At 61.3% G+C, this 25,902-nt stretch carries 23 protein-coding genes; 12 read left to right on the forward strand and 11 right to left on the reverse strand.

Translation table 11 applies throughout. The features are described from left to right. The first annotated feature begins 32 nt into the window (after window positions 1-32). The 7 genes from BW989_RS05185 (at window position 33) to BW989_RS05215 (ending at window position 7,598) form a co-directional block, all read left to right on the forward strand. Window positions 33-788, forward strand: coding sequence for a sulfite exporter TauE/SafE family protein (locus BW989_RS05185; protein WP_076586019.1), 756 nt, complete (start codon window positions 33-35; stop codon window positions 786-788). A 38-nt stretch (window positions 789-826) separates the two neighbouring features. Beyond that, window positions 827-1,747 (forward strand): sulfate adenylyltransferase subunit CysD, encoded by a 921-nt coding sequence (gene cysD, locus BW989_RS05190; protein ID WP_076586021.1) that lies wholly within the window; start codon window positions 827-829, stop codon window positions 1,745-1,747. Then, window positions 1,747-3,636: a sulfate adenylyltransferase subunit CysN gene (gene cysN / locus BW989_RS05195; protein WP_076586023.1), complete on the forward strand. Its 1,890-nt coding sequence runs from the start codon at window positions 1,747-1,749 to the stop codon at window positions 3,634-3,636. Before cysD ends, cysN begins: the two co-directional genes overlap by 1 nt. A gap of 45 nt (window positions 3,637-3,681) precedes the next feature. Next, window positions 3,682-5,502, forward strand: a complete 1,821-nt coding sequence (locus BW989_RS05200; protein ID WP_076586025.1) for a DUF885 domain-containing protein — start codon at window positions 3,682-3,684, stop codon at window positions 5,500-5,502. A gap of 192 nt (window positions 5,503-5,694) precedes the next feature. Beyond that, entirely contained in the window at window positions 5,695-5,931 is a 237-nt protein-coding gene (rpmB, locus tag BW989_RS05205) for a 50S ribosomal protein L28 (RefSeq protein ID WP_076586489.1), read from the forward strand. 12 nt (window positions 5,932-5,943) lie between these two features. Continuing rightward, the gene (rpmG, locus tag BW989_RS05210) at window positions 5,944-6,108 is read left to right on the forward strand and encodes a 50S ribosomal protein L33 (RefSeq protein WP_076586027.1); all 165 of its coding nucleotides are present in this window, start codon (window positions 5,944-5,946) and stop codon (window positions 6,106-6,108) included. A gap of 122 nt (window positions 6,109-6,230) precedes the next feature. Continuing rightward, window positions 6,231-7,598, forward strand: coding sequence for an FAD/NAD(P)-binding protein (locus BW989_RS05215; protein WP_076586029.1), 1,368 nt, complete (start codon window positions 6,231-6,233; stop codon window positions 7,596-7,598). Between the two features lie 64 nt (window positions 7,599-7,662). Here BW989_RS05215 and BW989_RS05220 read toward each other — a convergent pair whose 3' ends face one another. Genes BW989_RS05220 through ttcA form a run of 3 tightly spaced genes read right to left on the reverse strand, consistent with a single transcriptional unit; the run spans window position 7,663 to window position 10,332 of the window. Next, a complete protein-coding gene (locus tag BW989_RS05220) occupies window positions 7,663-8,448 on the reverse strand; it encodes a M48 family metallopeptidase (protein ID WP_076586031.1) in 786 nt (261 codons plus the stop codon). Between the two features lie 9 nt (window positions 8,449-8,457). Further along, complete coding sequence (locus BW989_RS05225) at window positions 8,458-9,369, reverse strand: recombination-associated protein RdgC (RefSeq protein ID WP_076586033.1); 912 nt, start codon at window positions 9,367-9,369, stop codon at window positions 8,458-8,460. Window positions 9,370-9,411: 42 nt separating this feature from the next. Continuing rightward, a complete protein-coding gene (gene ttcA, locus BW989_RS05230) occupies window positions 9,412-10,332 on the reverse strand; it encodes a tRNA 2-thiocytidine(32) synthetase TtcA (protein ID WP_083688250.1) in 921 nt (306 codons plus the stop codon). A 68-nt stretch (window positions 10,333-10,400) separates the two neighbouring features. Between ttcA and BW989_RS05235 the strand changes: the two genes are divergently transcribed. After that, window positions 10,401-10,622 (forward strand): YdcH family protein, encoded by a 222-nt coding sequence (locus tag BW989_RS05235; protein WP_076586035.1) that lies wholly within the window; start codon window positions 10,401-10,403, stop codon window positions 10,620-10,622. Window positions 10,623-10,735: 113 nt separating this feature from the next. Here the strand turns inward: BW989_RS05235 and BW989_RS05240 are convergent, their stop codons facing one another. From BW989_RS05240 to BW989_RS05260, 5 genes are all read right to left on the reverse strand, one after another. After that, the gene (locus BW989_RS05240) at window positions 10,736-10,927 is read right to left on the reverse strand and encodes a hypothetical protein (protein ID WP_076586037.1); all 192 of its coding nucleotides are present in this window, start codon (window positions 10,925-10,927) and stop codon (window positions 10,736-10,738) included. A gap of 126 nt (window positions 10,928-11,053) precedes the next feature. Beyond that, complete coding sequence (gene plsB / locus BW989_RS05245) at window positions 11,054-13,780, reverse strand: glycerol-3-phosphate 1-O-acyltransferase PlsB (RefSeq protein WP_425476642.1); 2,727 nt, start codon at window positions 13,778-13,780, stop codon at window positions 11,054-11,056. Between the two features lie 8 nt (window positions 13,781-13,788). Then, a complete protein-coding gene (locus BW989_RS05250; protein ID WP_083688252.1) occupies window positions 13,789-14,706 on the reverse strand; it encodes a hypothetical protein in 918 nt (305 codons plus the stop codon). A 239-nt stretch (window positions 14,707-14,945) separates the two neighbouring features. Further along, on the reverse strand, window positions 14,946-15,863 hold the full coding sequence (locus BW989_RS05255) for a 5'-nucleotidase, lipoprotein e(P4) family (protein WP_076586043.1): 918 nt from the start codon (window positions 15,861-15,863) through the stop codon (window positions 14,946-14,948). A 60-nt stretch (window positions 15,864-15,923) separates the two neighbouring features. Beyond that, window positions 15,924-17,900, reverse strand: a complete 1,977-nt coding sequence (locus BW989_RS05260) for a UvrD-helicase domain-containing protein (protein ID WP_076586492.1) — start codon at window positions 17,898-17,900, stop codon at window positions 15,924-15,926. A 73-nt stretch (window positions 17,901-17,973) separates the two neighbouring features. Here BW989_RS05260 and BW989_RS05265 point away from each other — a divergent pair, with 73 nt between their 5' ends. From BW989_RS05265 to BW989_RS05275, 3 genes are read left to right on the forward strand one after another with little or no spacing between them, the layout of a single operon-like run. Continuing rightward, window positions 17,974-18,744, forward strand: a complete 771-nt coding sequence (locus BW989_RS05265; RefSeq protein WP_129582820.1) for an SEL1-like repeat protein — start codon at window positions 17,974-17,976, stop codon at window positions 18,742-18,744. Window positions 18,745-18,799: 55 nt separating this feature from the next. Then, a complete protein-coding gene (locus BW989_RS05270) occupies window positions 18,800-19,573 on the forward strand; it encodes an SEL1-like repeat protein (protein WP_165688559.1) in 774 nt (257 codons plus the stop codon). A 26-nt stretch (window positions 19,574-19,599) separates the two neighbouring features. Beyond that, window positions 19,600-20,226 carry a thymidine kinase gene (locus BW989_RS05275; protein ID WP_076586049.1) on the forward strand — a complete coding sequence of 209 codons (627 nt, stop codon included), beginning with the start codon at window positions 19,600-19,602 and terminating at the stop codon, window positions 20,224-20,226. Here BW989_RS05275 and BW989_RS05280 read toward each other — a convergent pair. The 3 genes from BW989_RS05280 to mutM are packed head-to-tail and all read right to left on the reverse strand — an operon-like array spanning window position 20,159 to window position 24,488. Continuing rightward, complete coding sequence (locus BW989_RS05280; RefSeq protein WP_076586051.1) at window positions 20,159-23,065, reverse strand: serine/threonine-protein kinase; 2,907 nt, start codon at window positions 23,063-23,065, stop codon at window positions 20,159-20,161. The two genes, BW989_RS05275 and BW989_RS05280, sit on opposite strands and share 68 nt — an antisense overlap. Beyond that, complete coding sequence (locus tag BW989_RS05285; RefSeq protein ID WP_076586053.1) at window positions 23,062-23,640, reverse strand: ECF-type sigma factor; 579 nt, start codon at window positions 23,638-23,640, stop codon at window positions 23,062-23,064. Before BW989_RS05285 ends, BW989_RS05280 begins: the two co-directional genes overlap by 4 nt. Window positions 23,641-23,675: 35 nt before the next feature. Further along, window positions 23,676-24,488, reverse strand: a complete 813-nt coding sequence (gene mutM, locus BW989_RS05290; protein WP_076586055.1) for a bifunctional DNA-formamidopyrimidine glycosylase/DNA-(apurinic or apyrimidinic site) lyase — start codon at window positions 24,486-24,488, stop codon at window positions 23,676-23,678. A gap of 145 nt (window positions 24,489-24,633) precedes the next feature. On the opposite strand from mutM, the gene BW989_RS05295 reads away from it, so the two are divergent. Beyond that, window positions 24,634-25,827, forward strand: a complete 1,194-nt coding sequence (locus tag BW989_RS05295) for a DesA family fatty acid desaturase (RefSeq protein WP_076586057.1) — start codon at window positions 24,634-24,636, stop codon at window positions 25,825-25,827. Window positions 25,828-25,902: the final 75 nt, after the last annotated feature.

The following is a 25,902-nucleotide window of genomic DNA, read 5'->3' on the forward strand; positions in this document are numbered from 1 at the left end:
AGGGTTGGCACCCGTTCCACCTCGTGCTTCCCATGACACTCCCTCTGGAATTCTGGCACTTCGTTGCCATTGGTTTTGCCGCGCAGCTGGTCGATGGCGCGCTCGGCATGGCCTATGGCGTCACCGCATCCACCTTGCTGCTGGGCATGGGCGTCACGCCTGCGGTCACCAGCGCCACGGTGCATGCGGCGGAGTGTTTCACCACGGGTGCGTCGGCGGCCTCTCATCATGCCTTCGGCAACATCGACAAGAAGCTGTTCCGTCGATTGCTGCTGCCAGGGATCTTGGGCGCGGCGCTGGGCGCATGGGTGCTGACGCGCATCGAGGGCGACGTGATCAAGCCTTGGGTCGCGGGCTACTTGTTGTTGATGGGCGTGGTGATTCTTGCCAAAGCGATACGACGTGCCCGACCGCGCACCGACGAGATCAAGCACACCGCCCCGCTCGGTTTCTTCGGGGCTTTTATCGATGCGATCGGTGGTGGTGGTTGGGGGCCCTTTGTCGCCAGCAATCTGCTCGCACGCGGCAACTCGCTGCACCTCACCGTCGGCACCGTCAATGCCGTCGAATTCTTCGTCACCTTGACGGCCTCGCTGATGTTCCTGGTCAGCCTGGGGCTGGGGCACTGGGACATCGTGTTGGCCCTTGCGCTGGGCGGTGTCCTGGCTGCGCCGCTCGGCGCATGGCTGGTCAAGCGTGTGCCGAAGCGACCGCTGCTTTTCCTCGTGGGCTTGCTGGTGATCGTGCTTAGCCTACGCACCTTGTTGCCGCTTTTGGGGGTGGCGTGATGTCGGTCCCCGCCCTCACTTTTTCTTCAGCTGATTTTATGGCTATATCTGACAACTTCTCACAACCCAGTCATCTTGATCGACTGGAAGCAGAAAGCATCCACATCCTGCGAGAGGTCGCGGCCGAATTCCGCAACCCGGTGCTGCTGTATTCGATCGGCAAGGACAGCGCGGTGCTCTTGCATCTGTTATTGAAGGCGTTTTACCCGAGCAAACCGCCGATGACGATGTTGCATGTCGACACCGGATGGAAGTTCAGCGAAATGATCCGCTTTCGTGATCGTCGCGCCGCAGAAACGGGCGTGCCATTGGTTGTGCACACCAATCCCGACGGCATCGCTCGCGGCATCGGTCCGTTCACGCATGGCGCCACCGTGCATACCGATGTCATGAAGACACAGGCACTCAAGCAGGCGTTAGATGCGGGCGGCTACGATGCGGCGATTGGTGGTGCGCGTCGTGACGAGGAGGCATCCCGCGCGAAGGAGCGCATTTTCAGCTTCCGTGGTGCAGGCCACCGCTGGGATCCGCGACAGCAGCGCCCCGAGCTGTGGAACCTGTTCAACACGCGCGTGCATACAGGTGAGTCGGTGCGCGTGTTCCCGCTCTCCAACTGGACCGAGCTCGATGTGTGGCTGTACATCCATCGCGAGAACATTCCCGTGCCCTCGTTGTATCTGGCCGCGCCACGCCCGGTGGTCGAGCGTGATGGCGCCTTGTTGATGGTCGATGACGAGCGTTTCGTGCTGCGCGAAGGTGAAGAAATCGTCAAGCGCAAGGTGCGCTTCCGCACATTGGGCTGCTATCCGCTCACCGCGGCCGTGGCTTCGGATGCCGATACGTTGCCGGCCGTCATCACCGAAATGCTCGGCACCACGACCTCCGAACGCCAAGGCCGGATCATCGACCACGATCCTTCCGCCTCAATGGAAAAGAAGAAGCAGGAGGGCTATTTCTGATGACACTACTCACACAACCTGACCTGACCCTCGCCGACCTGCTGGCCCGCCACGAGCGTGCGGATCTCCTACGCTTCATCACCTGCGGCAGCGTGGACGACGGCAAAAGCACCTTGATTGGTCGCTTGCTGCACGACTCCAAGCGTTTGCTCGACGACCAGTTGGTCGCGCTGCAGCGCGACAGTCGCCGTCATGGCACCGCAGGCGACAAGCTGGACTTCGCCTTGCTGCTGGATGGCCTGGCCGCGGAGCGCGAGCAAGGCATCACCATCGATGTCGCTTATCGCTATTTCAGCACCGATCGCCGCAAGTTCATCGTCGCCGATTGCCCTGGGCACGCGCAGTACACGCGCAACATGGCGACCGGCGCATCGACTGCGGACGCGGCCATCGTCTTGGTCGATGCGCGCAAGGGTCTGCTCACGCAGACGCGCCGACACAGTTGGATCCTCTCGCTGATGGGCGTTCGCCACGTCGTGTTGGCGGTGAACAAGATGGATCTAGTCGATTTCGACCCACGCGTGTTCGACGAGATCGTCACAGGCTATCGCGCACTGGCCGAAGAGCTCGGCCTGCCCTCCGTACACGCCGTACCGATCTCCGCGCGCGATGGCGACAACCTCACCTCGCGTTCGCCGGCTACGCCTTGGTATGAAGGCCCCAGCCTGCTTGCGTTGCTGGAAACCCTGCCGCTGCCCAACACGGCATCGGACGAGCCGCTGCGTTTCCCGGTGCAATGGGTGAGCCGCCCGCATCAAGACTTCCGCGGCTTGGCCGGCACGTTGGTGTCCGGGCAGGTGCATCCAGGTGACGAGATCATCGTGCTGCCCTCGGGCAAGCGCGCGATGGTGGATCGCATCGTGACCGCCGATGGCGACCGTGGCGTGGCGATCGCCGGCGAAGCGATCACGCTCACGCTCGACCGAGACCTCGACGCCAGCCGCGGCGATGTGATCGTCGCCGCGCAACAACCCTGCGAAGTGTCTGATCAATTCAGCGCGCATCTGTTGTGGATGGACGATGCGCCTTTGCTGCCTGGGCGTCGCTACTGGCTGAAGCTAGGTTCGCGCACGGTCGATGCCACGGTGACCGAGATCCGCAATCGCATCGATGTGGATACGCAGGCGAGTGTCGCAGCGCGCGAACTGCAACTCAACGAAGTGGCGGTTTGCCACCTTTCCACGCAAGCGCCACTGCCGTTCACGCCGAAAGAGCAACAGCGCGGCCTTGCCAATTTCATCCTGATTGATCGCGAAACCCATACGACTGCAGCGGCAGGCACGATCGATTTCGCCCTGCGTCGCGCCGGCAACATCCATTGGCAGCCGGTCGATGTAAACAAGCAGGCCCGCGCGCAAAGCCTCGGGCAAACGCCGCGCTGCCTGTGGTTCACCGGTCTATCTGGCGCGGGTAAATCCACGATCGCCAATCGGGTCGAACAGCAACTGCATGCACGCGGCCTGCACGCCTATATTCTCGATGGTGACAACCTGCGTCACGGCTTGAATCGCGACTTGGGGTTCACCGATGCGGATCGTGTCGAGAACATCCGTCGCGTTGCCGAAGTCGCGAAATTGATGGTGGATGCAGGTCTAATTGTACTGGTCAGCTTCATCTCGCCGTTCCGTGCAGAACGTGAAGCCGCGCGCGCATTGTTTGCACCAGGCGAGTTTGCCGAAGTCTTCGTCGACACCGCCTTGGCCGAGGCTGAGCGTCGTGATGTCAAAGGCTTGTATGCCAAAGCACGCGCTGGACAGCTACCCAACTTCACCGGCATCGATTCGCCGTACGAAGCGCCATCGACACCCGAGCTTCATCTCGACACATCATTGCAGGATGCGCAGGCGCTTGCGGATCAAGTGTTGGATTGGCTGGTCAGGCAAGCATGAAGTCGATGGTTGGCGCTGTGTGACAGCAGCGCCTAGACTGGCCCGATGACCAAGACATCACGCCTGCACCACCACGCATTTTTCCTCGGCTGTTCGCTTGTGCTGCCCAGCGCAGCATTCGTCGCACCCGCCGCGTTCGCTGCACCTGTTGCCGAGACATCCAAGCCTGCCGAGAAAGCGGTCGATGCCAAGTTTCGCGCCATTTACGAGCGCGAATGGAAGTGGCGGCAAGAGCAAAATGGCAGCTCAGGCGAAGAAGACGGTCAGTCCACACGGATGCGCCTGCCGGATGTCAGGCCGCAAACGTATGCATCGCGGCTCAAGGTCTGGGAAGGCGTGTTGAGCGAGCTCGACGCCATCAATCCTGAAAAATTGAGTGCAGAAAACCGCATCCATTACCTGGTATATCGACCGCAGGTAGAAGACTTGGCGGCCTCGGCGCGCTTCCGTGATTATGAGATGCCGTTCAATGCGGATTCGTCGTTCTGGTCGTGGCTGGGTTTCATGGGCCAGCAGCAGCTGAAGACGCCTCAGCATTATCGCGACTACATCGCGCTGATGGATGACGTGCCGCGTTACTTCGATCAGCACATCGACAATATGCGTGTGGGACTGGCGCGCGGCTTCAGCGTGCCGCGCGCGACGCTGGATGGCCGTGACCAATCCATCGCGCAAGTGGCTGAGCTGAAGAATGTGGAAGAGGCCGCGCTGTATGGCCCCTTCAAACAGATGCCGTCATCCATCCCCGCCGCTGAGCAAGCCAAACTGCGCGAGGAAGCCAAACGCGCAATCAGCAAGTCAGTGATTCCTGCGTATGCGGATTTGCTCACCTTCTTCCGCAACGAGTACATGCCGAAGGCGCGCACGACGCTGGCCGCAGAAGTGATGCCGGATGGTGTGGCTTGGTATCGACAGCAGATTCGCCACTACACGACGCTGGATGCTTCGCCCGAGGAGATCCACCAGATCGGTTTGAAGGAAGTCGCCTCGATCCGCGCCGAGATGGACGCGATCATCGATCAGGTCGGCTTCAAGGGAAATTCTGAAGAGACCCGCTTCCAGGATTTCCTGCTCTTCCTGCGTACGGATCCGCAGTTCTACGTGAGCAAGCCGCAAGACCTGCTGGATCGCGCCGCCTGGATCTCCAAGCGTGTCGATGGCCAGATCGGCAAGATCATCGGCAAGCTGCCGCGCAACCGCTTCGCCATCGTCGAAGTTCCGCCGGACATCGCGCCGTTCTGGACTGCCGGCCGCGGCGGCAGCAGTACCTATTGGCTCAACACCTACAACTTGCCGTCGCGCCCGCTCTACAACCTGCCCGCGTTGACCCTGCATGAGTCGGCACCCGGTCATTCGCTGCAAGGGTCCTTGGTGATGGAGATGGGCGAGATGCCCGGCTTCCGCAAGGAATACATCAGCGCTTATGGCGAAGGCTGGGGCCTGTATTCGGAGTGGCTAGGCAAGGAGATGGGCATCTACCAGACGCCTTATGAAGACTTCGGCCGCCTGACGTATGCGATGTGGCGCGCCTGCCGCCTTGTCATTGATACCGGCGTGCATCACAAGGGCTGGACCCGCGACCAGGCCATTGCTTATTTGCGCGATAACACGGCCCTGTCCGAGCACGAAGTCACCACCGAGGTGGACCGTTACATCTCATGGCCGGGCCAGGCGCTGAGCTACAAGTTGGGCGAAATCGCGATCATGCGCCTGCGCCGTGAAGCCGAGGCCGAGCTTGGGCCCAAGTTCGACGTGCGCGCCTTCCACGATGCGGTGTTGGCCCAGGGCTCGGTGCCGCTGCCGGTGCTGGAGGGGGAGATCCGCGCCTTCATCAAGAAAGCCAAGGCCGCGCCCGCCGAGGGCTGAGCCGGGGCAAGTTGCCAAGGACAGGGATTTCGGGCATGATGCCCGGCTCCCTGCGTCCGCCGGATGGCGGATCGACTGGCAGCGCGATCCCAGCCGCAGGAAACCAACCCGTATCGCGCGGCAGCCGCAAGGCCGCCGGGGCCGCCGCCGTCCGGGCTATGGACGGCACCACGGACACAAGATGAGGTGCACATGTCCCGCCAATGCCAAGTAACCGGCAAGCGTACCGTGACGGGTAACAACGTCTCGCACGCGATGAACAAGACCCGCCGCCGTTTCATGCCCAATCTCCACGAACGCCGCTTTTGGGTGGCTTCCGAGAACCGTTGGGTGAAGCTGCGCGTTTCCGCCAATGCCCTGCGCACCATCGACAAGAACGGCATCGATGCCGTCCTGGCCGATCTTCGTGCCCGTGGCGAAAAGATCTAAGGAGCCCCGACCATGCCGTCCAAGCGCGACAAAATCCGCCTGATTTCCTCGGAAGGAACGGGTCACTTCTACACCACCGACAAGAACAAGAAGAACACGCCCGGCAAGATGGAGATGAAGAAGTACGATCCCGTCGTCCGCAAGCACGTGATCTATAAGGAAGGCAAGATCAAGTAAGCCTTCGGGCCCTTGCCGAACCTGTTCTCATCGAACACTGAGAAACCCGCTTTATCGGCGGGTTTTTCTTTGTCTTAACGCGCGATGGATAGCATCTGCCGACCTTGGCGAAAGAGCCGTTTATGACTTCGACGCAAGACCAGGACTTTGATTACGCCATCGTCGGCGGCGGCGCGGCCGGCACGATACTCGCGATCCGCCTGCTGCAAGATGCTCCCAAGGACGCGCGCATTGCCCTGATTGAAGCGGGGGAGCTTGGTCGCGGCGTTGCATATGGCAGCGACAATCCTGCGCATGTGCTCAATGTCCCGGCGGGCGGCATGAGTATGTTCGCCGAGCGACCCAATGATTTTGTTGATTTTCTGATCAATCGCGATGGCGGCGCGGACCCGGCGGCGTTCATGCCGCGGCGGGATTACGCGGCTTATTTGGCCCAGCGTCTGAGCGAAGCGCGCACCGCATCGCAGGCACAATTCCTGCAACTGCGCTCACATGTGCTTCGGGTGATGCCGCAAGGCGATGACGATGGTGTTGCACTGACACTGACACTGGCCGATGGCAGCCAGCACCGCGCCAAGCGGGTCGCGCTGACCCCGGGGAATCGGCCACGCAAGACACCATTCGATAACGATGGAGATCCGCGCGTACTTTCTGCCTGGGATCATGCAGGCTTGGAGCAGCTAAGGCGCGATGATCAAGTGGTGGTCGTCGGTAGCGGGCTCAGCATGGTGGATGTGGTGCTGGGCTTGCAGGCGCGCGGGCATCAAGGGGGCATTACCGTGGTATCGCGCCATGGCTTGTTACCGTTGCCACATGCCGCCAAAAAGCAGGCGGTGGATGTTGATATCGCATCGTTCGCAGCGCAGGGTTTGCGTCAACGCGTGCGTACATTGCGCACTATCGCGCGTCGCCTTGATGCCCAAGACCAGCCGTGGCAGTCCCTGATGGATGCCTTGCGTCATCATGTGCGCGAGCTATGGCAAAGCCTGTCGGATGTGGATCAACGCCGATTCCTTCGCCATGTCGTTCGCTATTGGGATGTGCATCGCCATCGTATCCCGCGCGAAGTCTCCACGCGGCTGCGATCGCTGCAGGAATCTGGCGCTCTGCAAGTGATTCCAGGCCGGGTGAAGGCCGCCATGGGCAGGCAAGATCACCTCTCGATCGAGGTCGCGCAGAGGCTGATCGGCAGCGAAATCTTGCAGGCAGATTGGGTGGTCAATGCCACGGGTATCGAAACCCGCGCGCTGCATTTTCCCAATCCCATGCTGCAGCAGTTGCTGGAAGATGGACATGCACGGCCAGGGCCGCATGGGCTGGGTATCGATACCAACGAGGCGGGTGATGTGATCGATGCATCCGGTGCGACCAGTGCGCGGCTTGCAGCTATCGGCAGCTTGCGCCTCGGCAATTTGTGGGAAACCACGGCCGTTCCCGATCTACGCGAGGATGCAGCCAGGCTCGCAAAGCGCTGGTTATTCCAAGCCTAATCGCAGCTGCTGAATGTGGTGCGACTCGATTCACCATGGTCGCATCAAATGGTGACGTCGCGCCTTAGCCGCAGAGCATGCGCATCGTCGCCTTTAGTTGCCGGCCTTGCACATGGAAGTAATCGCGCTCATCGCGCCAATCAGGAAAGCGATGTTCGACCTCACGCCAGAACGCGCGTGAATGATCGTGATGGATCAGATGGCATAACTCGTGCACCAGCACATATTCAAATGCGCTGGGCCGCGCCAGGATCAAGGCAAGATCCAATGCCATGACCCGGCTGGAAGACAGCGAGCCCCATTGTGATGACATGCGCTTGATGTTGATGCGCGAAACCGGGCTTGGCAGTCCGGCTGCGTATTTTGGGAGCCAATGAGCGATGTCGCCACGCGCTTGTGCCTCATAAAAATCACGCAGGGCGCGGTGCACGGCAGGCGTCGCCGGTTGGCCGGAAAGCCCCTCCAACCCACGCACTTCAAAGCGCACACCCTCATCAGTGACCAGCAGGCGCGTGAGACGTGCGGGCCGCCATTCAATGGAATGGTTTTCGCCGCGCAGCGGCAAAGCAGAGGTAATCCCAACCCGCAGCGGTTGCGCCGCGTCCACATGCAGTGCGCGCCATTGCGCTTGCAACCAATCCGTATGCGCCTGCAGGAAATCGAGCGCGGCACGCTCGCTGGCGCGGCTGGGCAAGGTGAGCCGCGCGCCACGTTCATCCACTGACAATTTGATTCGACGCGCCCGTGCGTGGCGTTGCATCAGCACGTCGAGCGTTGCGCCATCGTCCAGGGTCAGCGTGATGTTACGTCGCTCTTGAACTTCAGGCTTGCGGGTGAACAGGCGCAGCATGGTGCGCGATCAATCCGCCTTGCTGAGCTTCAACGCCGATTCAAGTACGGTGAACAAGCGCTTGAACTCGCCCGCCATCAGCGCAAAACGCGCATCCATCTCGGCGCGGATGTCGTCGCGCTCGCTTGACTCGAGTTGTTCGACAGCGCCGTCCAGCAACTTGAATTTGCGTAGCACCAGGTCTTCGCCCAGCACGAAGCCCGCGTGATCATCCAGCGTCAGCGCGAGGCGCGCTACTTGTTTGCCTGCTTCCAGATGCGTATCGATTTCTTCACCGGCCAATTCCATGCGTTGTACTTTCACCACCGCGCCGCTGTCGGCCGGGTCGCGCAGTTCGCACTCATCGCCCAAGGACAGGCCTTCGGGCAATTCATCGCCGGCGATCCAGCCAGTCATGACCGCACGGGGTGCCACTTCGGCATTGATTGGAAGCGCAGGAAAACTGCCCAACGCCTCGCGGACCTGCGAGACGACAGCCTCAGCTACCTTGCGCGAAGAAGTGTCGATGACGATGACGCCATGCTTCAAGTCGATCAATGCATCAGTGCGGGTCGGGCGCACGAAGGCGCGCGGCAATAGCTCAGCAACCAAATCATCCTTCATCTGGCGGCGCATCTTGCCGCCGGGGCGACGTGCGTTTTTCGCCTCGAATTCATCCACCTTCTTCTGCAGCAGATCGTTGACGACCGATGACGGCAGCAGCTTGTCTTCGCCGCCGACCGTCAGCCAGATCGCATCGTCGATGCGATGCATCAGCGCGGCGTCTTCGCCACCGGCGCGACCGAAGGGCGAGATGAAGCCGCGCGATGACAATTCCATTGGGCCAACGGGTTTGAGCGCCGCATCGGCGAGTTGGGTTTCAAGATCATCGAAATTGATCGAAGCAGGGAAGCGGAACAGGGTCAGATTGCGAAAGAACATCGAACGTCCATCAAACGGCCGCAGCCGGGAAAAGGGGAAGGGTTAACCGTTGTCGCCAGTCTGGCGCGGCCCGGTCTCACTACCCGAGAGCCACGCATGCGCGTCGGGCAGGGCACCATCGCCACGTTGGCCGAGCGACAGGAAATCGAACAATTTCGGGTCGCTAAGCTGCGAGGGACGGATGTCGCCCAATGCGCGCGCCATCGTTTCGACGCGGCCCGGGGTGTCCTTCTCCCACTGCTGCAGCATCTTCTTCACCTGCGCACGCTGCAGGTTTTCCTGCGAGCCGCACAGGTTGCACGGAATGATCGGAAAGTCTTTGATTTCGGCGTATTGCTCGATGTCGTCTTCGCGCACATAGGCGAGCGGGCGAATGACCACATGCTTGCCGTCGTCGCTGAGCAATTTCGGTGGCATGCCGCTGAGCTTGGCGTGGAAGAACAGATTGAGGAAGAACGTGTTGACCAAATCATCGCGATGATGACCCAACGCGATTTTGGTGAAGCCGTTTTCCTCGGCATACGTGTACAGCGCGCCGCGGCGCAAGCGCGAGCACAGTGAGCACATCGTCTTGCCTTCCGGAATTACCCGGCTGACCACCGAGTAGGTGTCTTGCTCGATGATGTGGAAATCGACGCCGATCGACGCAAGGTATTCGGGCAGCACGTGCTCGGGAAAGTCGGGCTGCTTCTGGTCCAGGTTCACTGCAGTAATGGAGAACGAGACCGGCGCCTTTTTCTGCAGCTGCAGCAGCACGTCCAGCAGGGTGTAGCTGTCCTTGCCGCCGGACAGGCAGACCATCACCTTGTCGCCCTCTTCGATCATGCCGAAGTCGGCGATGGCCCGGCCCACCTGATGGCGCAGGCGCTTGGCCAGCTTGTCGGCCTCGCGCTTGGCGGAGGCGGCCTTGGCGCGTCCTTCCGGGGCTTCGGAGGCGACGATGGTCAGGGGAATACGGTTCATCCCCCTATTGTCTCATTCCTCCCGGGCGGCCGATGACAAGGTTCCGGTAATCCGGCTAAGCTCGCTGCATGAGCCAACTCACTGCCGATCCTGCCGAAATATCCCGCATGGCACTGCGCGTGATGGAGTTGAAGTTGGAGCATCGAGACTTGGACATCGCCATCGCCCGGCTGCAGGCCAGCATGGATCACGAAGAGCTCTCGGTGCGCCGGATGAAGAAGCGCAAACTGCAGCTGAAGGATGCCATCGAGCGCTTGGAAAGCGCGTTGATTCCCGACCTGGATGCATGACCACATGTCCTCGCCTTGTGCAGAGGCATCATCATTGCCGCGTTAAGCCAAGACATACCGGTCATCGACAAGAACGTCAGTCATACCCTCTGCCAGCCGTGATGCAAGCGGCCTTAATGGCGTAGCGCACAGGCATCGGCGTCGTCCAGTCGTTGTTGGCGATGCAGGTCTAGGCCACAGATCAACGTGGTGATCGCAAGCCTAAAAGCCGGCGGCATCAAGATGGCGCCCGCGGCGGCCGTGACAACGTGTCCTAGCGGGGTGATCCCCTGTGTGATCGGGGCCAGCGAAATCGCAGCGAACATCGCGGCGTTCCCACCACACGGTCACAGCCAGGTACACGGCCATGGGTGCAGCCAAGGAATCGGTGTTGTACACGCGATTTTCGTGGGATGTCGCCTGGAGGTCAGCGCATCAAGATCAAGCCACAGTCAAGCTGCCGGTGGCTTCGCATCCGTCGCGGCAGGCGCACTGTTGTCAGGATTCGCGGCTTCCGGGCTGACTTTTTCGATGGTGTGGCGCAACTCGCGGCCCAGGATCACCTTGGCATCGCGCGCCCACTGGTTGAGGCGCTCATCGAATACCAGCTTGCTGTTCTCGTCCGGCCAGACCAGACGCATCTCGCGTAGTTTCTGAATGAAGCTGCGGAACAGCGATTTGTCGAAGAACTCGGGTGCCGTCTGCGCGTACAACAGCGACAAGCGTTGCGCCGCGAGATGGCAGAGGCTTTCAAGTTCTGCTGCCGACAATACGCCGGGGCCATTCTTCGCCAACACCGAGATGGCGATGTAATAGCGCTCGAATGCCTGCTGCAGTGGATGCCCCAAGCCACGCAAGCGGAATACCTCGTCGGTCTGTCCGGCATTGCGTGCCAGCATGCCGCCTTCGTCGTCGTTGACTTGCTCCAGCATGCCTTCTCGGATGAAGACATCGGCCGTGCGATCGATGCGCTCGGCAAATTCTTCCGGCGTCCACGGCAGGAAGAGCTCTGCCTGCAGGAACGGATACACGTTCTGGCCGAGGCGCTTGAGCGTGTTGCGCGACATCCGGCGATTGTGCAGGAAGCTGACCGCGATCCATGCCGATGCCGTGAACAGGTGCAGCACGTTGTTACGGAAATAGCTCAGCAGCACGGCCTTTTCGTCATCGACATCCAGCACATCGCCCAGCGGGTGGCGTATGCGGCGGAGCACGTTGATTTCCTCGCCATGCGCGACGATTTGTTCCGGTGTGTGCGGCGTGACCGTGACGCGGTCGGAATACGGCACTTCTTCCAGCAACTTCTTCGACAACGCGATCTGTGCGAGCAGATCGGCTTCGCCCATCGCGTGTTTGGGTGTGGAAAGCAGGGCAAGTGCGATCAAATTGATCGGATTCACGTCCGCCGCGCGATTGACGTTGACCTGAATCTGCTGTGCCAGCGCACTGACTGTGCCGGTCAACCATTCGGGCTTGTCGTCTTCGCCTACGGCCTTGCCGTCCCAACCAACAGCATGGGTTTCAAGCACGCGGCTGAGCTGGATTGGCTCGCCGAAATTCACCACCACCTGGCCGTAGTTGCTGCGCAGCACCTTGGGGATGCCCATGATGAGCTGCCAGATCGATTCTTTTTCCTTCGGCTTTCCGGTCAGTTCGTCCAGATAGCTGTTGCCCTCCATCAGCTTCTCGTAGCCGATGTAGATGGGCTGGAACAGCACCGGGCGGATGGGCTGGCGCAGGTAGGCTCGCAGTGTCATCGAGATCATGCCGCCCTTGGGCTGCAGCAAACGGCCCGTACGCGAGCGGCCGCCTTCGATGAAGTATTCGACCGAGTAGCCGCCGGCGATCAACTGCGCGACATATTCAGACAGCACCGCGGAGTACAACATGTTGCCGCGGATGGAACGACGGATGAAGAACGCGCCGCCCTTGCGCAGCAAGGTGCCGATAACCGGCAGGTTGAGGTTGATGCCAGCAACGATATGCGGCGGCACGATGCCGCGGGTGTAGAGCATGTACGACAGCAGCAAATAATCCATGTGGCTGCGATGGCTTGGCACATAGACGACTTCGTGGCCGGGTGCGGCTTCCTTCAATTTCTCCAGGTGATGCACCAGCACGCCGCGGTAGATGCGATTCCAGATGGGCTTGAGGATGAAACTCGCGGAGCGCACCACGGGATGCGAGTAATCGGCAGCGATTTCCCAGGCGTAGGCATGTGCTTTCTTCCACGCGTCCTGCGGCTTGCTGCCATCACGGCGGGCTTGATCGGCAATCGCCTGCTTGACCGGATCGGAGGCGAGCACTTTGTCGATGAGTAAGCGGCGCGTCGACAAATCCGGGCCGATGACCGCCGCACGGATGCGATTGAAGTGCGTACGCAGAACGCGCGAAAGTTTGCGCACAGTGCGCTCGGGCGGCAGGCCTTCATCGACGATGCCACGCAAGGAGACCGGCGGCGAGAAACGCACCAGCGTGCCGCGTCCGTTCAAGAGAATCGCCAGCATGCGGCGGAAACGGCCGACCAGCGTCCAATTTTCCGAGAACAGTACGGAGAACCAGCCGCTCTGCTTGTCCGGTGCGCGGCCGACGAAGATCGACACCGGCACCAGTTGCACATCGAGCGATGGGTTGTCTCGATGCGCCTGCAGCAAACGGGCAAGCGAACCGGAATGGGTCTTGTGCTCGGCGCCCGGTGCCAAGCCCAGCGCATTGGCGTGACGACGCGACAACGCGACATACGCACGCTTGCGGCCAAGCGGATCGCCGGCCAGCGGCGTCAACGGCGAGGGCATCCCCGCTTCCTGACACGCGCGGTCCAGGATCAGCGCATTGCTGATCCCGTAATCCTCAAGCACGTAGCAAACTGGGCGGCCGTCATCAAATTGCGATGGAGCTTCGGGCTCCAGGCGCAGCTCGATCCATGGCTCCAGCAGCTTGCCGAGCAATTTGGCCCATAGCGGTCGGGAGACGATCAGCGGCGTGCGCGGCGGCGCAGTTGCCTCAGCATCAGGGTCGGCGGGTGTGGGCGATGCGGCTTCGATATCAGTGTCGATCACAGACTCGTCAGCGGTTGCTACGGCGTCCGTATCGGTGGGCGGCGTGGCGCTCACCGGGGCGGCGGCGGGGGTGGCCGGTTTTTCCGGTTCCGGGAACGGCAGGGGTGTTTGGTTTTGCATTGCCGACATTATCGCCCAGCGGGCGCCTTGGGCTCTTTCGCGAGGGCGGCCGGCGCTTCGGGCTCAGGTGGGGGCAGGGACGCCTCGGCATCTTCCAGATAATCGGCCAGGTACCAGCGGCCATCGACCTTCACGGCTTTCATCACGGTGTCGATGTCCTTGTCAGCCAGGCTATAACGGACCCGGACATCGGCCTTGTTGCCCTCGATCTTTACGGTCTCGGCGCGCAGGCTGGCCAAAGTTGCATCGACTCCCAGGCCGTACAGGGCCAGTACCTGCTTGCCGGCGATATACAGCGGCACCAAGGCCTTGAGGCCGGCATCCATGCCCAAGCGGCTTAGGTCTTCATCGCCCTTAAGCCCCGTGCGGGTGGCGCCGTTGACCAGAAGATGGATGCTTTCCTTGCCGCGCGCCGGGTCGCCCAGCGGGGCCTTTTGGGCCCAGGCGGACATCGCATCGATCAATTGCACATAGTGCTGACGCTGCTGCGCGTTGTATTGGCCTTCGCGACCAAGATACTGCTTGCCGAACAGGCCCAGGCCGCGCGCGGCATCCTGCAGGGCCCTGGTCTGGCCGGACAGTTGCTGCTTGAAGCGGGCATTGAGCTTGCGCTCGGCGTCCTTGGCAGTCAGCGCTTTGAGCAGACCGGGGAGATTGTCATCGAAAGGCAGCTCGGTCATCGGCCAACGGCTTTTGCCCGTGCGCCAGGCCGCTTCGACGCGCGCATGCAGTGAGGCTGGCAATGCCGTGCGTGCAACATCGGCCAAGGCGTTGCGGCGCAAATGGGCGATGAGATCGCTGACCGCAGCATCGGGGGTGGCGGCGCCATGCGGGACCGGTGCCACTGCCCCGGGCTTGGCGGTGCTGTCAGGTGGATTGGAAGGCGAGCAAGCGGAGAACAGGAGGGCGCCGATCAGCACGCTCACCAGAAACCGCCAGTTCCGCCGAGTGGACACTGGCATATGCATCGATGTCGGAAGCCCCTTTCCAGCATCTTGACCATGCCGGCAGGGCCCGGCAAGGGGCGTGGGTCAAGGAATCGGGCAAAAAAGAAGGAGACCGAAGTCTCCTTTCGAATCCGGCAGTGCCGGAGGACAGTGTTGTGGCTGGGGCAGGTTAACGCCCCAGCAAACTTTATGCAACACTTGAATAAACCATGTGTAAATTATTGATTTTCAATGATTAATGCGTCACGCTTAGCTTGGCGTCGGGCGTCGCCGGGCTGCTTCCAGTCGTTATTGAACAGGGCCGGCTCCCAGCTGCCGTAGGTCGGATTGGGCAACATCCACCAGCGCTCGCCCCACCAGGTGGCGTATTTGGCAGAAAGCTCCGCGCGGGCCTCGGGCGTATTGGCCTGGATTTCGACGAAATCACCCAGCTGGTCGCCGAACTGCATCAATACGCGATATTTCTGCCCGGCCAGCTTGCGGCGGCAGAGCTTTTCGCTGCCCTGCTGCTCGCAATCCGCGACGAAGGTGCCAAGGCCAAGGAACACATCGTCGTTCTTCACCGGCAGCCCGACCGCTTTCAGATTAGCCAGCGTGGCGTCCTGCAGGTGTTCTGCGCGGTTGGAGACATAGAGCACGGTGATGCCCTTGGCGTCGGCTGCCTTGGCGAACGCGACCACGCCAGGCACGGCTTTGGCCTGCTTCTCGGCCACCCACTGATCCCAGGTCAGATCGTCGAATTCCTTGCCGTTGCGGATCAATCGGGCCTGATAGGGGGAGTTGTCTAGCACGGTTTCATCGACATCCATGATGATCGCGGGGGGCAGACCCTTGGCCGCGTTGCCACGCTCGGCCGGCACCAGCGCGTCCTCGTTGGACTTGAGCAGGCCGTCCAGATGATCCGTGGCGGCGCGATACAGTGATGTGGTGACTGCGGCGTATTCCGCCGAGCGTTGTACCCACATGACGGCGTTGAGGTTGTCGTGGGCCCCATTGGGCTTGGCCGCGGTGGCGGCAGGCGTGGTGGGCGATGTGGCTTCGGCGGGCTTTGCTGGGGCAGGCGCAGTCGTTGGCTTGCAGGCGGCCAGCAAAAGAAGGCCGGCAAGCGCGGCGCAGGCGGGCGTCAGGTTGCGCATCGGGGCGACTCGTGGGGAAAACCCGAGTTTAACGAAGCCCGATGTCGCGGCGTGTCGTGTTCAGCCGCCGAGCATCGCTTGGATATCGGCGAAACCGGCTTTGGCCCGCGCCTGCTTGCGTTCGGCATCGGCCGCCGGGTCGGCACCATCGCGCTGCAACTCAGCGGCTGGCAGCTCGTCGAAGAAGCGTGAGGGCGAGAGTTTGATCACGCTGCCCCAGCGCGTTGCCTTGGCCGAATGCGACAGCCATAGCTGCTCTTTGGCGCGGGTGATGCCCACGTAAAGCAGGCGCCGCTCTTCTTCCAGGCGGCCTTCGTCGAGACTCGCTTCATGCGGCAGGGTGCCATCTTCCATGCCGACGATGTACACGTAGCGAAATTCCAGGCCCTTCGCCGCGTGCAGACTCATCAATCGAACCTGGTTGCCGGCATCATCCTTGTCGCTGCGCGAAACCAGCGCCAACTGCGCGGCCAGGTCCCCTACGCCCGACCCACGCGCACCTTCGAACCATTGCGCCAGTTCTTCAAGGTTGCCGCGACGTATCTGGTACAGCTGTTCGCTCTTGCATTGCGCTTTGAGTGCAGCATCAAGGCCGGAGCGAACGGTGAGGCTGCGCACAAGATCGGCGGCGCTCATTTCGCGGGCCTCTTGGCGCAGGCGATGCACGATGTCGGTGAAGCCGTGCAAGGCATTTGCGGCACGTGGGGGCAACTGCTTCAACAAGCCCACCGACTCGGCAGCACGCGACATCGGCAAATGCGCTTCGCGTGAAAGCTCGGCGAGCTTCGCGAGCGTGGTCTGCCCGACCTCACGCTTGGGCGATTGCACCGCACGCAAGAACGCCGCATCGTCCTCGGGATTCACCAGCAAGCGCAACCAGGACAGCGCGTCCTTTACTTCCGCACGCTCAAGGAACGCGGTGCCGCCTGACAGGTGATAGGGGATGCGCAGCAATTGCAGCGCCTTCTCAAGCAAGCGCGACTGATGATTCCCGCGAAACAGGATGCAGAAGTCGCTCCACGGCGCTTGCTTGGTGGTGTGGATGAATTGGATTTCGGCGGCGACTTTCTCCGCCTCGTGCTCGCTATCACGGCATTCCCAAACGCGTATGCGCTCACCGTCGGCGGCGTCACTCCATAGCGTTTTCAGATGTTCGTGGGGGTTGTGCGCGATGAGGTGGTTGGCTGCGCGCAGTACGCGATTGCTGCAGCGATAGTTTTGCTCCAGCTTGATGATGCTAAGCGCCGGATAGTCCTGCGACATCTGCGAAAGGTTTTCGGGGTTGGCGCCGCGCCAAGCGTAGATGGATTGGTCATCGTCGCCCACGCAGGTGAATTGGCCGGCCTCGCCCGCCAGTGCCTTTAGCAGGCGATATTGCGCGTCATTACTGTCCTGGCACTCGTCGACCAGCAGATAACCGATGCGCTCGCGCCAGGCATCGCGTGCTTCGGCATCGCTTTCCAGCAATTGCACCGGCAGGCGGATCAAGTCATCGAAATCAACGGCGTTGAAGCTTTGCAGGCGCGATTGGTATTTGGCGTAGAGGCGCGCGGCCTCCAGCTCTCGCGTTGAGCCTGCGACTTCCAGCGCCTGCTCGGGTGAAAGCCCAGCGTTTTTGGCTTTGGAGATCAGTGACATGGAGGCCTGAATGGCATCGGGCTTAGCGCCCGGCATCAGGTCCTTGATCTGCCCGGTCGCGTCATCGGCATCAAAGATGGAAAAACCGCGCTTGAGGCCCAGCTTCGCAGCATCGATCTGCACGATCTTCAAACCCAGCGCATGGAAGGTGCAGATAGTCAGGCCTTCGCCCGCATCGCCCTTCAATCGACGCGCCACGCGCTCACGCATTTCCTTCGCGGATTTATTGGTGAAGGTGATGGCCGCAATACGCCGCGCCGGATAACGTCCGGTCGAGACCAGCTGCGCGATTTTTTCTACGATGACTCGCGTCTTGCCGCTGCCTGCCCCGGCCAGAACCAGTAGTGGGCCCTCGGTATGAAGGACGGCCTGGCGTTGCGGCGGGTTGAGACCTTGCATGGATGTGTGACGTTTCGACTGCGTGGTGCGTAGTGCATTGTAACGATGGATGGCAGTGGACATGGACAGCTAAATGAAGAATCAGACTCCGATGACAAAGATGTTGACGATGACATTGGCTTGCACGCTGGTTGCATTGTCCCCAGCGGAGGCTGTAGGCCAGAAGTCAAAGCCACAACCCGGAAAGCTCAGTCAACGACAGCAGCAAGTGGTCTCGAGCGAGGCCTTCCTGTCCGACCATCCCGACATGCTCAATCGCATGCGCGCCATGCAAGAACTTGAACGAGGCGATGCCGAACGCGCGGCCAACTACTTCAAGCGAGCCGCACACTACGCCGACAAGCAATCACAGGCCGGCTATGCCGAGCTGCTATGGAAGGGCCATGGCGTGCCGCAAGACCGTCCCGCGGCTTATGCATGGATGGACCTGGCATCTGAGCGCGGCTACACGTTGTTCCTGGGGTTTCGTGAGCGCTACTGGAACGCCTTGAGTGAGCAAGAGCGTCTGCGTGCACTCGAAGTGGGGGAGACGATCTACGCCGAATATGGTGATGCAGTAGCCAAGCCGCGTATGGAAAAAATACTCAAGCGTGCGCTGAGGAAAATCACCGGGAGCCGGGTCGGCTTCGTCGGTGGATTGACCATCATAATTCCAGGGCCCGGCGGCGGAACCTCCATTAATGCAAGCACCTACTACAACAAGCGCTTCTGGGAGCCGAAGCAATACTGGCACTGGCAGGAAGAAGTCGTCGAGGGTGCACGGCACGGCACGGTGACCGTGAGCGACCTTGTACAGGTGCGAGAAGCGGCGTCATCACAGAAGTCGGCTGACCCGGGTGACTGACGCGCCAGCATCATGTTGGCGGGGACAAGTAATGAGTGTGCGTTAAGGAGCAGAAATGATGTCGTCAAAGCGCAAAATTCCTTGCATACCGCTGTTCATGTGGCTGTTTTCGGCAAGCTGTTTGGTCGGTGCGGCCGAAGCACAACAGAAACGGCCAATGCTGGAGCAGGAAATCATGACCAGCGAAGCGTTTCTGAGCTCGCATCCGGATTTGATGAATCGGTTGCGAGGCTTCCATGAGCTGGAGAATCGCAAGGAGCCTGTGCGGGCGGCAAACTATTTTCGACGTGCCGCGCGATATGCCGACAAGACTTCGCAAGCCATTTACGCCGAGATGCTTTGGACCGGGAACGGGGTCAAGCAAGACAAGCCTGCGGCATATGCCTGGATGGATCTGGCGGCAGAGCGAGGCTACAAGGACTTCCTGCCTGTGCGCGAACGTTACTGGGCGGGTCTTGATGAAGCCCAACGCAAGGCCGCGCTTGATATCGGCCGCAAAATCTACGCCGAATACGGGGATGAGGTTGCCAAGCCACGTATGAATCTGATCATGCGGCGCACACTGCGCAAGATGACCGGATCGCGCACAGGGTCGAAAGCGCTTGCCGGCACTCTCGAAGTACGAATTCCAGGGCCTGTCGGCGGTTTTGCCAGTTTCATCAAACTGCCTGGCGAAATGTTCTACAGGGACGAGTATTGGGATCCGAAGGAATACTGGATATGGAAGGACCAGAACATCGAAGGAGCCCGACGGGGGCGGGTGACGGCCAGCGATATCTATGAAGCCAACAACAAGCCACCTGCCACGGGAAAGGACGATAACCAATAGCTTTGCCCCCTCGCTAGAATCAGCGGATGGCCAAGCTCTATTTCTACTATTCGGCGATGAACGCCGGCAAGACCACGACGCTGTTGCAATCTGCGCACAATTACCGCGAGCGCGGTATGCGCGTGGCGATTTTGACGCCGGCGCTGGATGACCGCGCAGGTAGCGGCACAGTGGCCTCGCGCATCGGACTCAAGGCCGATGGCATCCGCTTTGGTCGCGAGGATGATTTGCTGCGCACGATCGACGCGAACATCGACATCCATGGTCCGCTTAATTGCGTGCTGGTGGACGAAGCGCAGTTCCTGACCAAATCGCAGGTCTGGCAGTTGAGTGAAGTGGTGGATGCACGAAACATTCCGGTGCTTTGCTATGGCTTGCGTACGGATTTTCGTGGCGAATTGTTCGAAGGCAGCAGTGCGTTGCTCGCCTGGGCGGACGAATTGCAGGAGATCAAAACCATCTGCCATACCGGTAGCAAGGCCATTATGACCGTGCGCGTCGATGAAGTAGGTCGTGCGCTTGCCGATGGGCCGCAAGTCGAGATTGGCGGCAACGATCGCTACGTGTCGGTCAGCCGGCGGGAATTCAAGAAAGTGATGCGCGGCGAGGGCGAGATTGCGCCCCTGCAGCCGCCGCTCCCCTTGGGCGAGTAATCGGCGAAGCCTGAGCAGGCGTACTGGCCGTTGGCGCCGTGATGGGTGTGGTGGCAGTCGGACTTGGGCATGCATCGTGTGCTGCCTTGGTCTGGCGACTCAAGACGCCGCCCTGCGGCTGGGCCTCGGCCAGGGTGGATTGCAAATCATCAAACAAGGACTGGGCGCGCTCTGGGGCGGTGGTGCAGAGCGCCTGCGCCAGCCACAGCTGCGCACGCAACCTTTGCGGCGAAGTGCGGTTGGTGGGCGTGAGGGTGGTGGCTTCTTCCAGTGTCGACATCGCGTTGGCACGCGATACAGCATCACTTGTTGCATCGGCCAACAGCAGATGCGACTGAAGACTGCGCAGTTCGAGGGAGTCGGGTGCGATGCGACGAGCGATGCCCAGCTCCTCAAGTGCTTGCGTTACGTCGCCAAGTTGAAGTCGTGCGGCTGCCTGCAGCTGCAGCCACTCGATATTGGGCTGCCCGCGCAACTTGCGAATGTCTTCCAGAACGCGCAGTGCCGATTGCGCACGATGGGCTTCGATCAGAACCGCCGCATCGCGTTGCAAGGTGTCGGCCAATGCCGCCTGCGATTTGGCATCGCGAAGAATGCGCGCTGCACGTAGGAATTGATCGTGCGACTGATCGAGCTCGCCCAGTTCATGCGATACCTGGCCCAACGCATCCCATGCGGCGGCGGCTTCCACGCTGGTTGCGCCATAACGTTGTTGGATCAATGGGCGATTGGCTTCCAGACTGGCTTCCGCTTCACGCAGCCGACCGGTTTCCAGCAGCAACAAAGCATGTTGTCTGCGCAGCGACAACGTGGCGGGATGGCTAGGGCCTTGCAAGTCATCCGATAGCATCAATGCTTCGCCCCAAGAGCGCGATGCCGCAACGGCTTGCCCCATCTGTTGTTGGGTAGCGCCGATGGAACGCAAGATGTCGATGGCGAGTGGATGCCGTGGCCCCGCGATTTTGCGCAATTGAGCGAGCGCACCCTCGAAACCGCGCAAGGCTTGCGGTGAATCACCGGCATCGACCGAGAGTGCGGCGAGGTCAGTGAGGTTCTCGACCACGCCGATGTCATCGCCCAGTGCGCTGCGACGCAGTGCCAGCGATCGTTCAAACAGGCTGCGTGCGGCATCACGCTCGCCCAGAGCGCGACGACAACGCGCCAGTTGCGAGTAATAGTCGGCGACCAGTGCAGGTAGTTGCGCTTGTGCACGCGCCGCGCGAGGTTCTACCGATGCCAAGGTAGCGATGCAGCCGTGGACATCGCCTTGTAGTCGTTGCACTCGCCCGCGCTGGGTTGCGGCCTCCAGTCGCAAGCCTGGAGGCGCATCGGTCAGCGACATAAGCAAATCTTGCTGTCTTTGCAGCAGGATGCGGGCTTCTTCGTATTGGCCCAACGCGATGCGGATGCGTGCGATGACACCAAGCAATTCGGCGTGCGCGCGCGGCTGCAATGCCAATTCGCGATCGCCGCGCAATTCGCCGGCATCGATCAGGGTTTCGACATCGAGGGGTTTGCCGGTGCGTGCGACGCCCGCGTTCTCGAACAAACCGACGACGAAGGTCTGCAATGCCTGCGCTCGCGCGGTCTCGCGGATGGCTTGTTGGCGCTGCCACCAGGTAAATCCCAGCAGGCCCACCAAGGTCAGGCCGATGAGCAATGTCAAGGCGATCGGCCAGCGATGTCGGCTCAGGAACTTGCGCGTGCGATACCCGAAGCTGGGTGCGCGCGCGAGCACTGGCAGGCCATCGAGATGACGCTGGATGTCGAGCGACAAGGCTTCTGCTGACGGATAGCGTTCGGAGGGCAGCTTCGACAAGGCCTTGAGTGCGATGTTGTCCAGGTCACCGACCAGCATCTTCGACCAGCGCTTGCGGTCGATCCCGGGAACAGCCTCATCCTCGCCGCCGCGCACCACCGCATTCGATGGCCGCTGCGGATCGCCCGCGAGAATCGCTTCTTCCCACTGCGCGCTGGTTTCGCGTTTCAGGCGATACGGTTTGCTGCCGGTCAAGAGTTCGTACATCACCACACCGAGCGAATACACATCGGTTTGGGTGGTCACCGGTTCGCCGCGGATTTGTTCAGGCGCGGCGTAATGCAGGGTGAAACTGCGCACGCCGGTACGTGTTTGCTCAGGCGGATCGGCTTCGTTGCCATCGAGCAATTTGGCGATGCCGAAGTCGAGCAGCCGCACTTGGCCGTCCGGGGTCACGAGGATGTTGGATGGCTTCAGGTCACGATGCACGACCAGGTTCGCGTGTGCATGAGTTACCGCCTCGCATACTTGTTGAAACAGCTGAAGGCGCGGGCGCAGGCCCAGGTCGCGCTTGCGGCAGTACTCCAAGATGCCTTCGCCTTGCACTTCCTCCAGCGCCAGATAGGGCTGGCCGCTGGCGCTGATGCCGGCGTCGAGCAAACGCGCGATATGCGGATGCGCGAGGCGCGCAAGGATTTGCCGTTCGCGGGTAAAGCGCAAACGAAGGTTGGGATCGGCAAGGCCCGGGCGCAGCAGCTTCAGCGCGACGCGGCGCTCGTACAGGCCGTCGGCGCGCTCTGCGACCCAGACCTGGCCCATGCCGCCTTCACCCAGCAGTGTTTCCAGCCGATACGGACCGACTTGTTCGCCCTCGCGCGGACCGGGTGGGGCGGTGACCAGCGGTGAGTCAAGCAACGTGTCCTCGGTGTGTTCCTGCGCCAGCAAGTTGCGCAGGTCACGTGCGAAGTCGGCATCCTCGGTTTCGATCTCGGCAAGACGCGCGATGCGTGCATCGCCATCCAGATCGAGCAATGCATCGAGTGCATTCGACAAACGCTGCCAGCGGGTGCGCTCCATCATTTCCCCTGCAGCATCTGCAGCAGAAACATGCGCGCCTTTTGCCAATCGCGACGCACGCTACGCTCGGAGCGTTCGGTGAGCTCGGCGATCTGCAACTCCGACAGGCCGGCAAAGTAACGCAGCTCCACGATTCGGGCGAGCTGTGGATCGACATCGTTCAATTGCTCAAGCGCGCTATCGAGTGAGAGCAAGTCCTCATCCAGGCGAATGCCATCGTTGATGTTGTCGGGCAGATCGGCGACGCGTTGCACGGTGTCGCCGCCGCCGCGTTTGAGCGCAAGCCGCGCGCGCGCGTGATCGACCACCACGCTGCGCATGGCAGTGGCGGCGTAAGCGAAAAAAGCCGCGCGATCAGCGAACTCGACATCGTCCTGGCCGACCAGGCGCAGATAAGCCTCGTGAACCAAGGCCGTGGCATCGAGCGTCTCTTCGTTAGCACTGCCGAGCTGGCGTTTCGCCATCGTGTGCAATTCGGCGTAAAGCGATTGCAGCACGCGGCCCAAGGCCTCGCGATTGCCGCCGCGGGCGTCATCCAGCCATTGGGTAATACCGTCACGGGGTGTAGGCGATTGCATGGGGTCAGGATAGCCGAGCGTTGCTGGCCGTTGCCTCAACGCTGGCAGCGTGGGCACCACACGCTGGTGCGCTGGCCAATACTGGCTTCCTTGAGCCTGGCGCCGCATTGCTTGCAAGGCTCGCCGCCTCGTCCATAGACCGAGAGCTCTTGCTCGAAATAGCCGGGCAGGCCATCCGGGCTGATGAAGTCGCGCAGCGTGGTGCCACCGCGCTCAATCGCATGCGCCAGGATGCGCTTGACCGCGATCGCCAAGCGTTCATAGCGCTCCCGTGAGACCTTGCCGGCGGGGCGCAAGGGGGCGATACCGGCCTCGAACAAGGCTTCCGCCGCGTAGATGTTGCCGACGCCGACGACGACAGCCTGATCCATTAGAAAGGTCTTGATTGATGCGTTGCGACCGCGCGACATCGCAAACAGATAGTCGCCATCGAAGCTATCCGACAACGGCTCCGGACCGAGGCCGCGCAAGAGCTCGTGAGTTTCGCCGGAAGGCTGCCAGAGCAGACAGCCAAAGCGGCGCGGATCGTTGAAGCGCAGCACGCGATGGTTGTCCAACTGCACATCGACATGGTCATGCGCGCGCAACGGCGTGTCGTTGGGCAGCACGCGCAAACTGCCGGACATGCCGAGATGCCAGAGTGCACTGCCGCCACCGGTGTCCAGCAACAGGTATTTGGCGCGGCGTCGAATGCCGGTGATGGGTTGTCGATGCAGCAGCGTCGGCAACTCAGGCGGGATCGGCCAGCGCAGGCTGTCGCGGTACAGCGTCACTTCGGCGATGCGGCGGCCTTCCAGATGCGGGGCCAGGCCGCGACGGGTGGTTTCGACTTCGGGGAGCTCGGGCATACCACAAGAATGGGGGCAGGGCGGCCCAGAAGAAAGCGCAACTGGCCCACAAAACTGAATTCCATACCTAGGCGTCTGGTGACGTCCCGGGTTTGCGCCCCCATCATGTGGGGGCACCGTTTGGTGCGCCTCCACGACATCGCACATGCCCGTTTCGTTGCTCGACTTCCTATCCGGCGGTCTGGTCCAGATTGGCTGGATCGGCATCGCTGTTTATCTGCTCATCGCCACCCAGCTGACAATTTTCTCGGTCACGCTGTACCTGCATCGTTCACTCGCGCATCGCGGCGTGGATTTCCATCCGGCCATCGCGCATGTGTTCCGCTTCTGGACGTGGCTGACCACCTCGATGATCGCGCGCGAATGGGCCGCCATCCATCGCAAGCACCACGCCAAGTGCGAGACTGAAGAGGATCCGCACAGCCCGATGTTCAAAGGCATCGGCAACGTGTTCTGGCGGGGCGTGGAGTTGTATCGCGAGGCGCGCGCCGACCGGGCCAGCATCGACCAGTACGGCAAGGGCTGCCCGGACGACTGGATCGAGCGCAAGCTCTATACGCGTTGGGCGACGATGGGCCCGACGGTGTTGTTGTTCATCATGTTTGCCTTGTTCGGCTTCAAGGGCGTGGCCGCTTGGGCAATCCAAATGGCGTGGATCCCGTTCTGGGCCGCCGGCGTGGTCAATGGCTTGGGCCACTGGTGGGGATATCGCAATTTTGAAACCAGCGACACCGCCACCAACCTGTCGCCGTGGGGCGTGTGGATCGGCGGCGAAGAGCTGCACAACAACCATCACGCGTTTCCGTCGTCGGCTAAGTTTGCCCTACGCAAGTGGGAGTTCGATATCGGCTGGGCTGCGATCAAGACGCTCGAAAAATTCGGCTTGGCGAAGGTGCTGCGCGTCGCGCCCTCGCTCGACATCCGCCCGAATATTCCGATGCCTGACATGGAAACGATGAAAGCGCTGCTCGCGCATCGTTTCCAGGCCATGACCGATTTCCACCGTCGTGTGCTGAAGCCTGCCATGCGCGAGGAGATCGAAGCAGAAACGGTACAGAAATTGCCACGCCGCCTGCGCAAGGGGTTGGTCGATGACGGACGTTGGCTGACGCCGGAATCTCGTGCACAGTTGCAGGCGTGGATTGAGGCTTCGCCGCGCGTACAAGCGTTGGTCGAACATCGCCGCCGTCTGGCTGCAGTACTCGAAGCGCGTTCAGCGAACGCAACGGACTCACTGCATCGTCTGCAGGAATGGTGCCGCGAGGCCGAAGCCAGCGGTATTCGCTCGCTGCAAGAGTTCGCTGGTCGCTTGCGCGGCTACGCATTGCAGCCGGCTTGAGCGCACATCGCCGACGCCCAGTAGCGGCGTCGGCGATGGCTGGGTATCGTGGGAAAAATTGCCCCAAGGATCACC

Origin of the sequence: Solilutibacter tolerans (assembly GCF_900155935.1) — a bacterium.
GTDB lineage: Bacteria > Pseudomonadota > Gammaproteobacteria > Xanthomonadales > Xanthomonadaceae > Solilutibacter > Solilutibacter tolerans.

Excerpts from the sequence above, each read along its gene's own strand:
- BW989_RS05215 (WP_076586029.1), top strand. The coding sequence starts at position 6,231 with ATGACTTCGACGCAAGACCAGGACTTTGATTACGCCATCGTCGGCGGC.
- BW989_RS05275 (WP_076586049.1), top strand. The coding sequence starts at position 19,600 with ATGGCCAAGCTCTATTTCTACTATTCGGCGATGAACGCCGGCAAGACC.
- cysN (WP_076586023.1), top strand. The coding sequence starts at position 1,747 with ATGACACTACTCACACAACCTGACCTGACCCTCGCCGACCTGCTGGCC.
- BW989_RS05240 (WP_076586037.1), bottom strand. The coding sequence starts at position 10,927 with ATGTTCGCTGCGATTTCGCTGGCCCCGATCACACAGGGGATCACCCCG.
- BW989_RS05225 (WP_076586033.1), bottom strand. The coding sequence starts at position 9,369 with ATGTTCTTTCGCAATCTGACCCTGTTCCGCTTCCCTGCTTCGATCAAT.
- BW989_RS05280 (WP_076586051.1), bottom strand. The coding sequence starts at position 23,065 with ATGATGGAGCGCACCCGCTGGCAGCGTTTGTCGAATGCACTCGATGCA.
- BW989_RS05235 (WP_076586035.1), top strand. The coding sequence starts at position 10,401 with ATGAGCCAACTCACTGCCGATCCTGCCGAAATATCCCGCATGGCACTG.
- BW989_RS05185 (WP_076586019.1), top strand. The coding sequence starts at position 33 with ATGACACTCCCTCTGGAATTCTGGCACTTCGTTGCCATTGGTTTTGCC.
- BW989_RS05220 (WP_076586031.1), bottom strand. The coding sequence starts at position 8,448 with ATGCTGCGCCTGTTCACCCGCAAGCCTGAAGTTCAAGAGCGACGTAAC.
- BW989_RS05260 (WP_076586492.1), bottom strand. The coding sequence starts at position 17,900 with ATGCAAGGTCTCAACCCGCCGCAACGCCAGGCCGTCCTTCATACCGAG.
- BW989_RS05285 (WP_076586053.1), bottom strand. The coding sequence starts at position 23,640 with ATGCAATCGCCTACACCCCGTGACGGTATTACCCAATGGCTGGATGAC.
- ttcA (WP_083688250.1), bottom strand. The coding sequence starts at position 10,332 with ATGAACCGTATTCCCCTGACCATCGTCGCCTCCGAAGCCCCGGAAGGA.
- BW989_RS05295 (WP_076586057.1), top strand. The coding sequence starts at position 24,634 with ATGCCCGTTTCGTTGCTCGACTTCCTATCCGGCGGTCTGGTCCAGATT.
- rpmB (WP_076586489.1), top strand. The coding sequence starts at position 5,695 with ATGTCCCGCCAATGCCAAGTAACCGGCAAGCGTACCGTGACGGGTAAC.
- BW989_RS05255 (WP_076586043.1), bottom strand. The coding sequence starts at position 15,863 with ATGCGCAACCTGACGCCCGCCTGCGCCGCGCTTGCCGGCCTTCTTTTG.
- BW989_RS05270 (WP_165688559.1), top strand. The coding sequence starts at position 18,800 with ATGATGTCGTCAAAGCGCAAAATTCCTTGCATACCGCTGTTCATGTGG.
- rpmG (WP_076586027.1), top strand. The coding sequence starts at position 5,944 with ATGCCGTCCAAGCGCGACAAAATCCGCCTGATTTCCTCGGAAGGAACG.
- cysD (WP_076586021.1), top strand. The coding sequence starts at position 827 with ATGGCTATATCTGACAACTTCTCACAACCCAGTCATCTTGATCGACTG.
- plsB (WP_425476642.1), bottom strand. The coding sequence starts at position 13,780 with ATGCAAAACCAAACACCCCTGCCGTTCCCGGAACCGGAAAAACCGGCC.
- BW989_RS05265 (WP_129582820.1), top strand. The coding sequence starts at position 17,974 with ATGAAGAATCAGACTCCGATGACAAAGATGTTGACGATGACATTGGCT.
- mutM (WP_076586055.1), bottom strand. The coding sequence starts at position 24,488 with ATGCCCGAGCTCCCCGAAGTCGAAACCACCCGTCGCGGCCTGGCCCCG.
- BW989_RS05200 (WP_076586025.1), top strand. The coding sequence starts at position 3,682 with ATGACCAAGACATCACGCCTGCACCACCACGCATTTTTCCTCGGCTGT.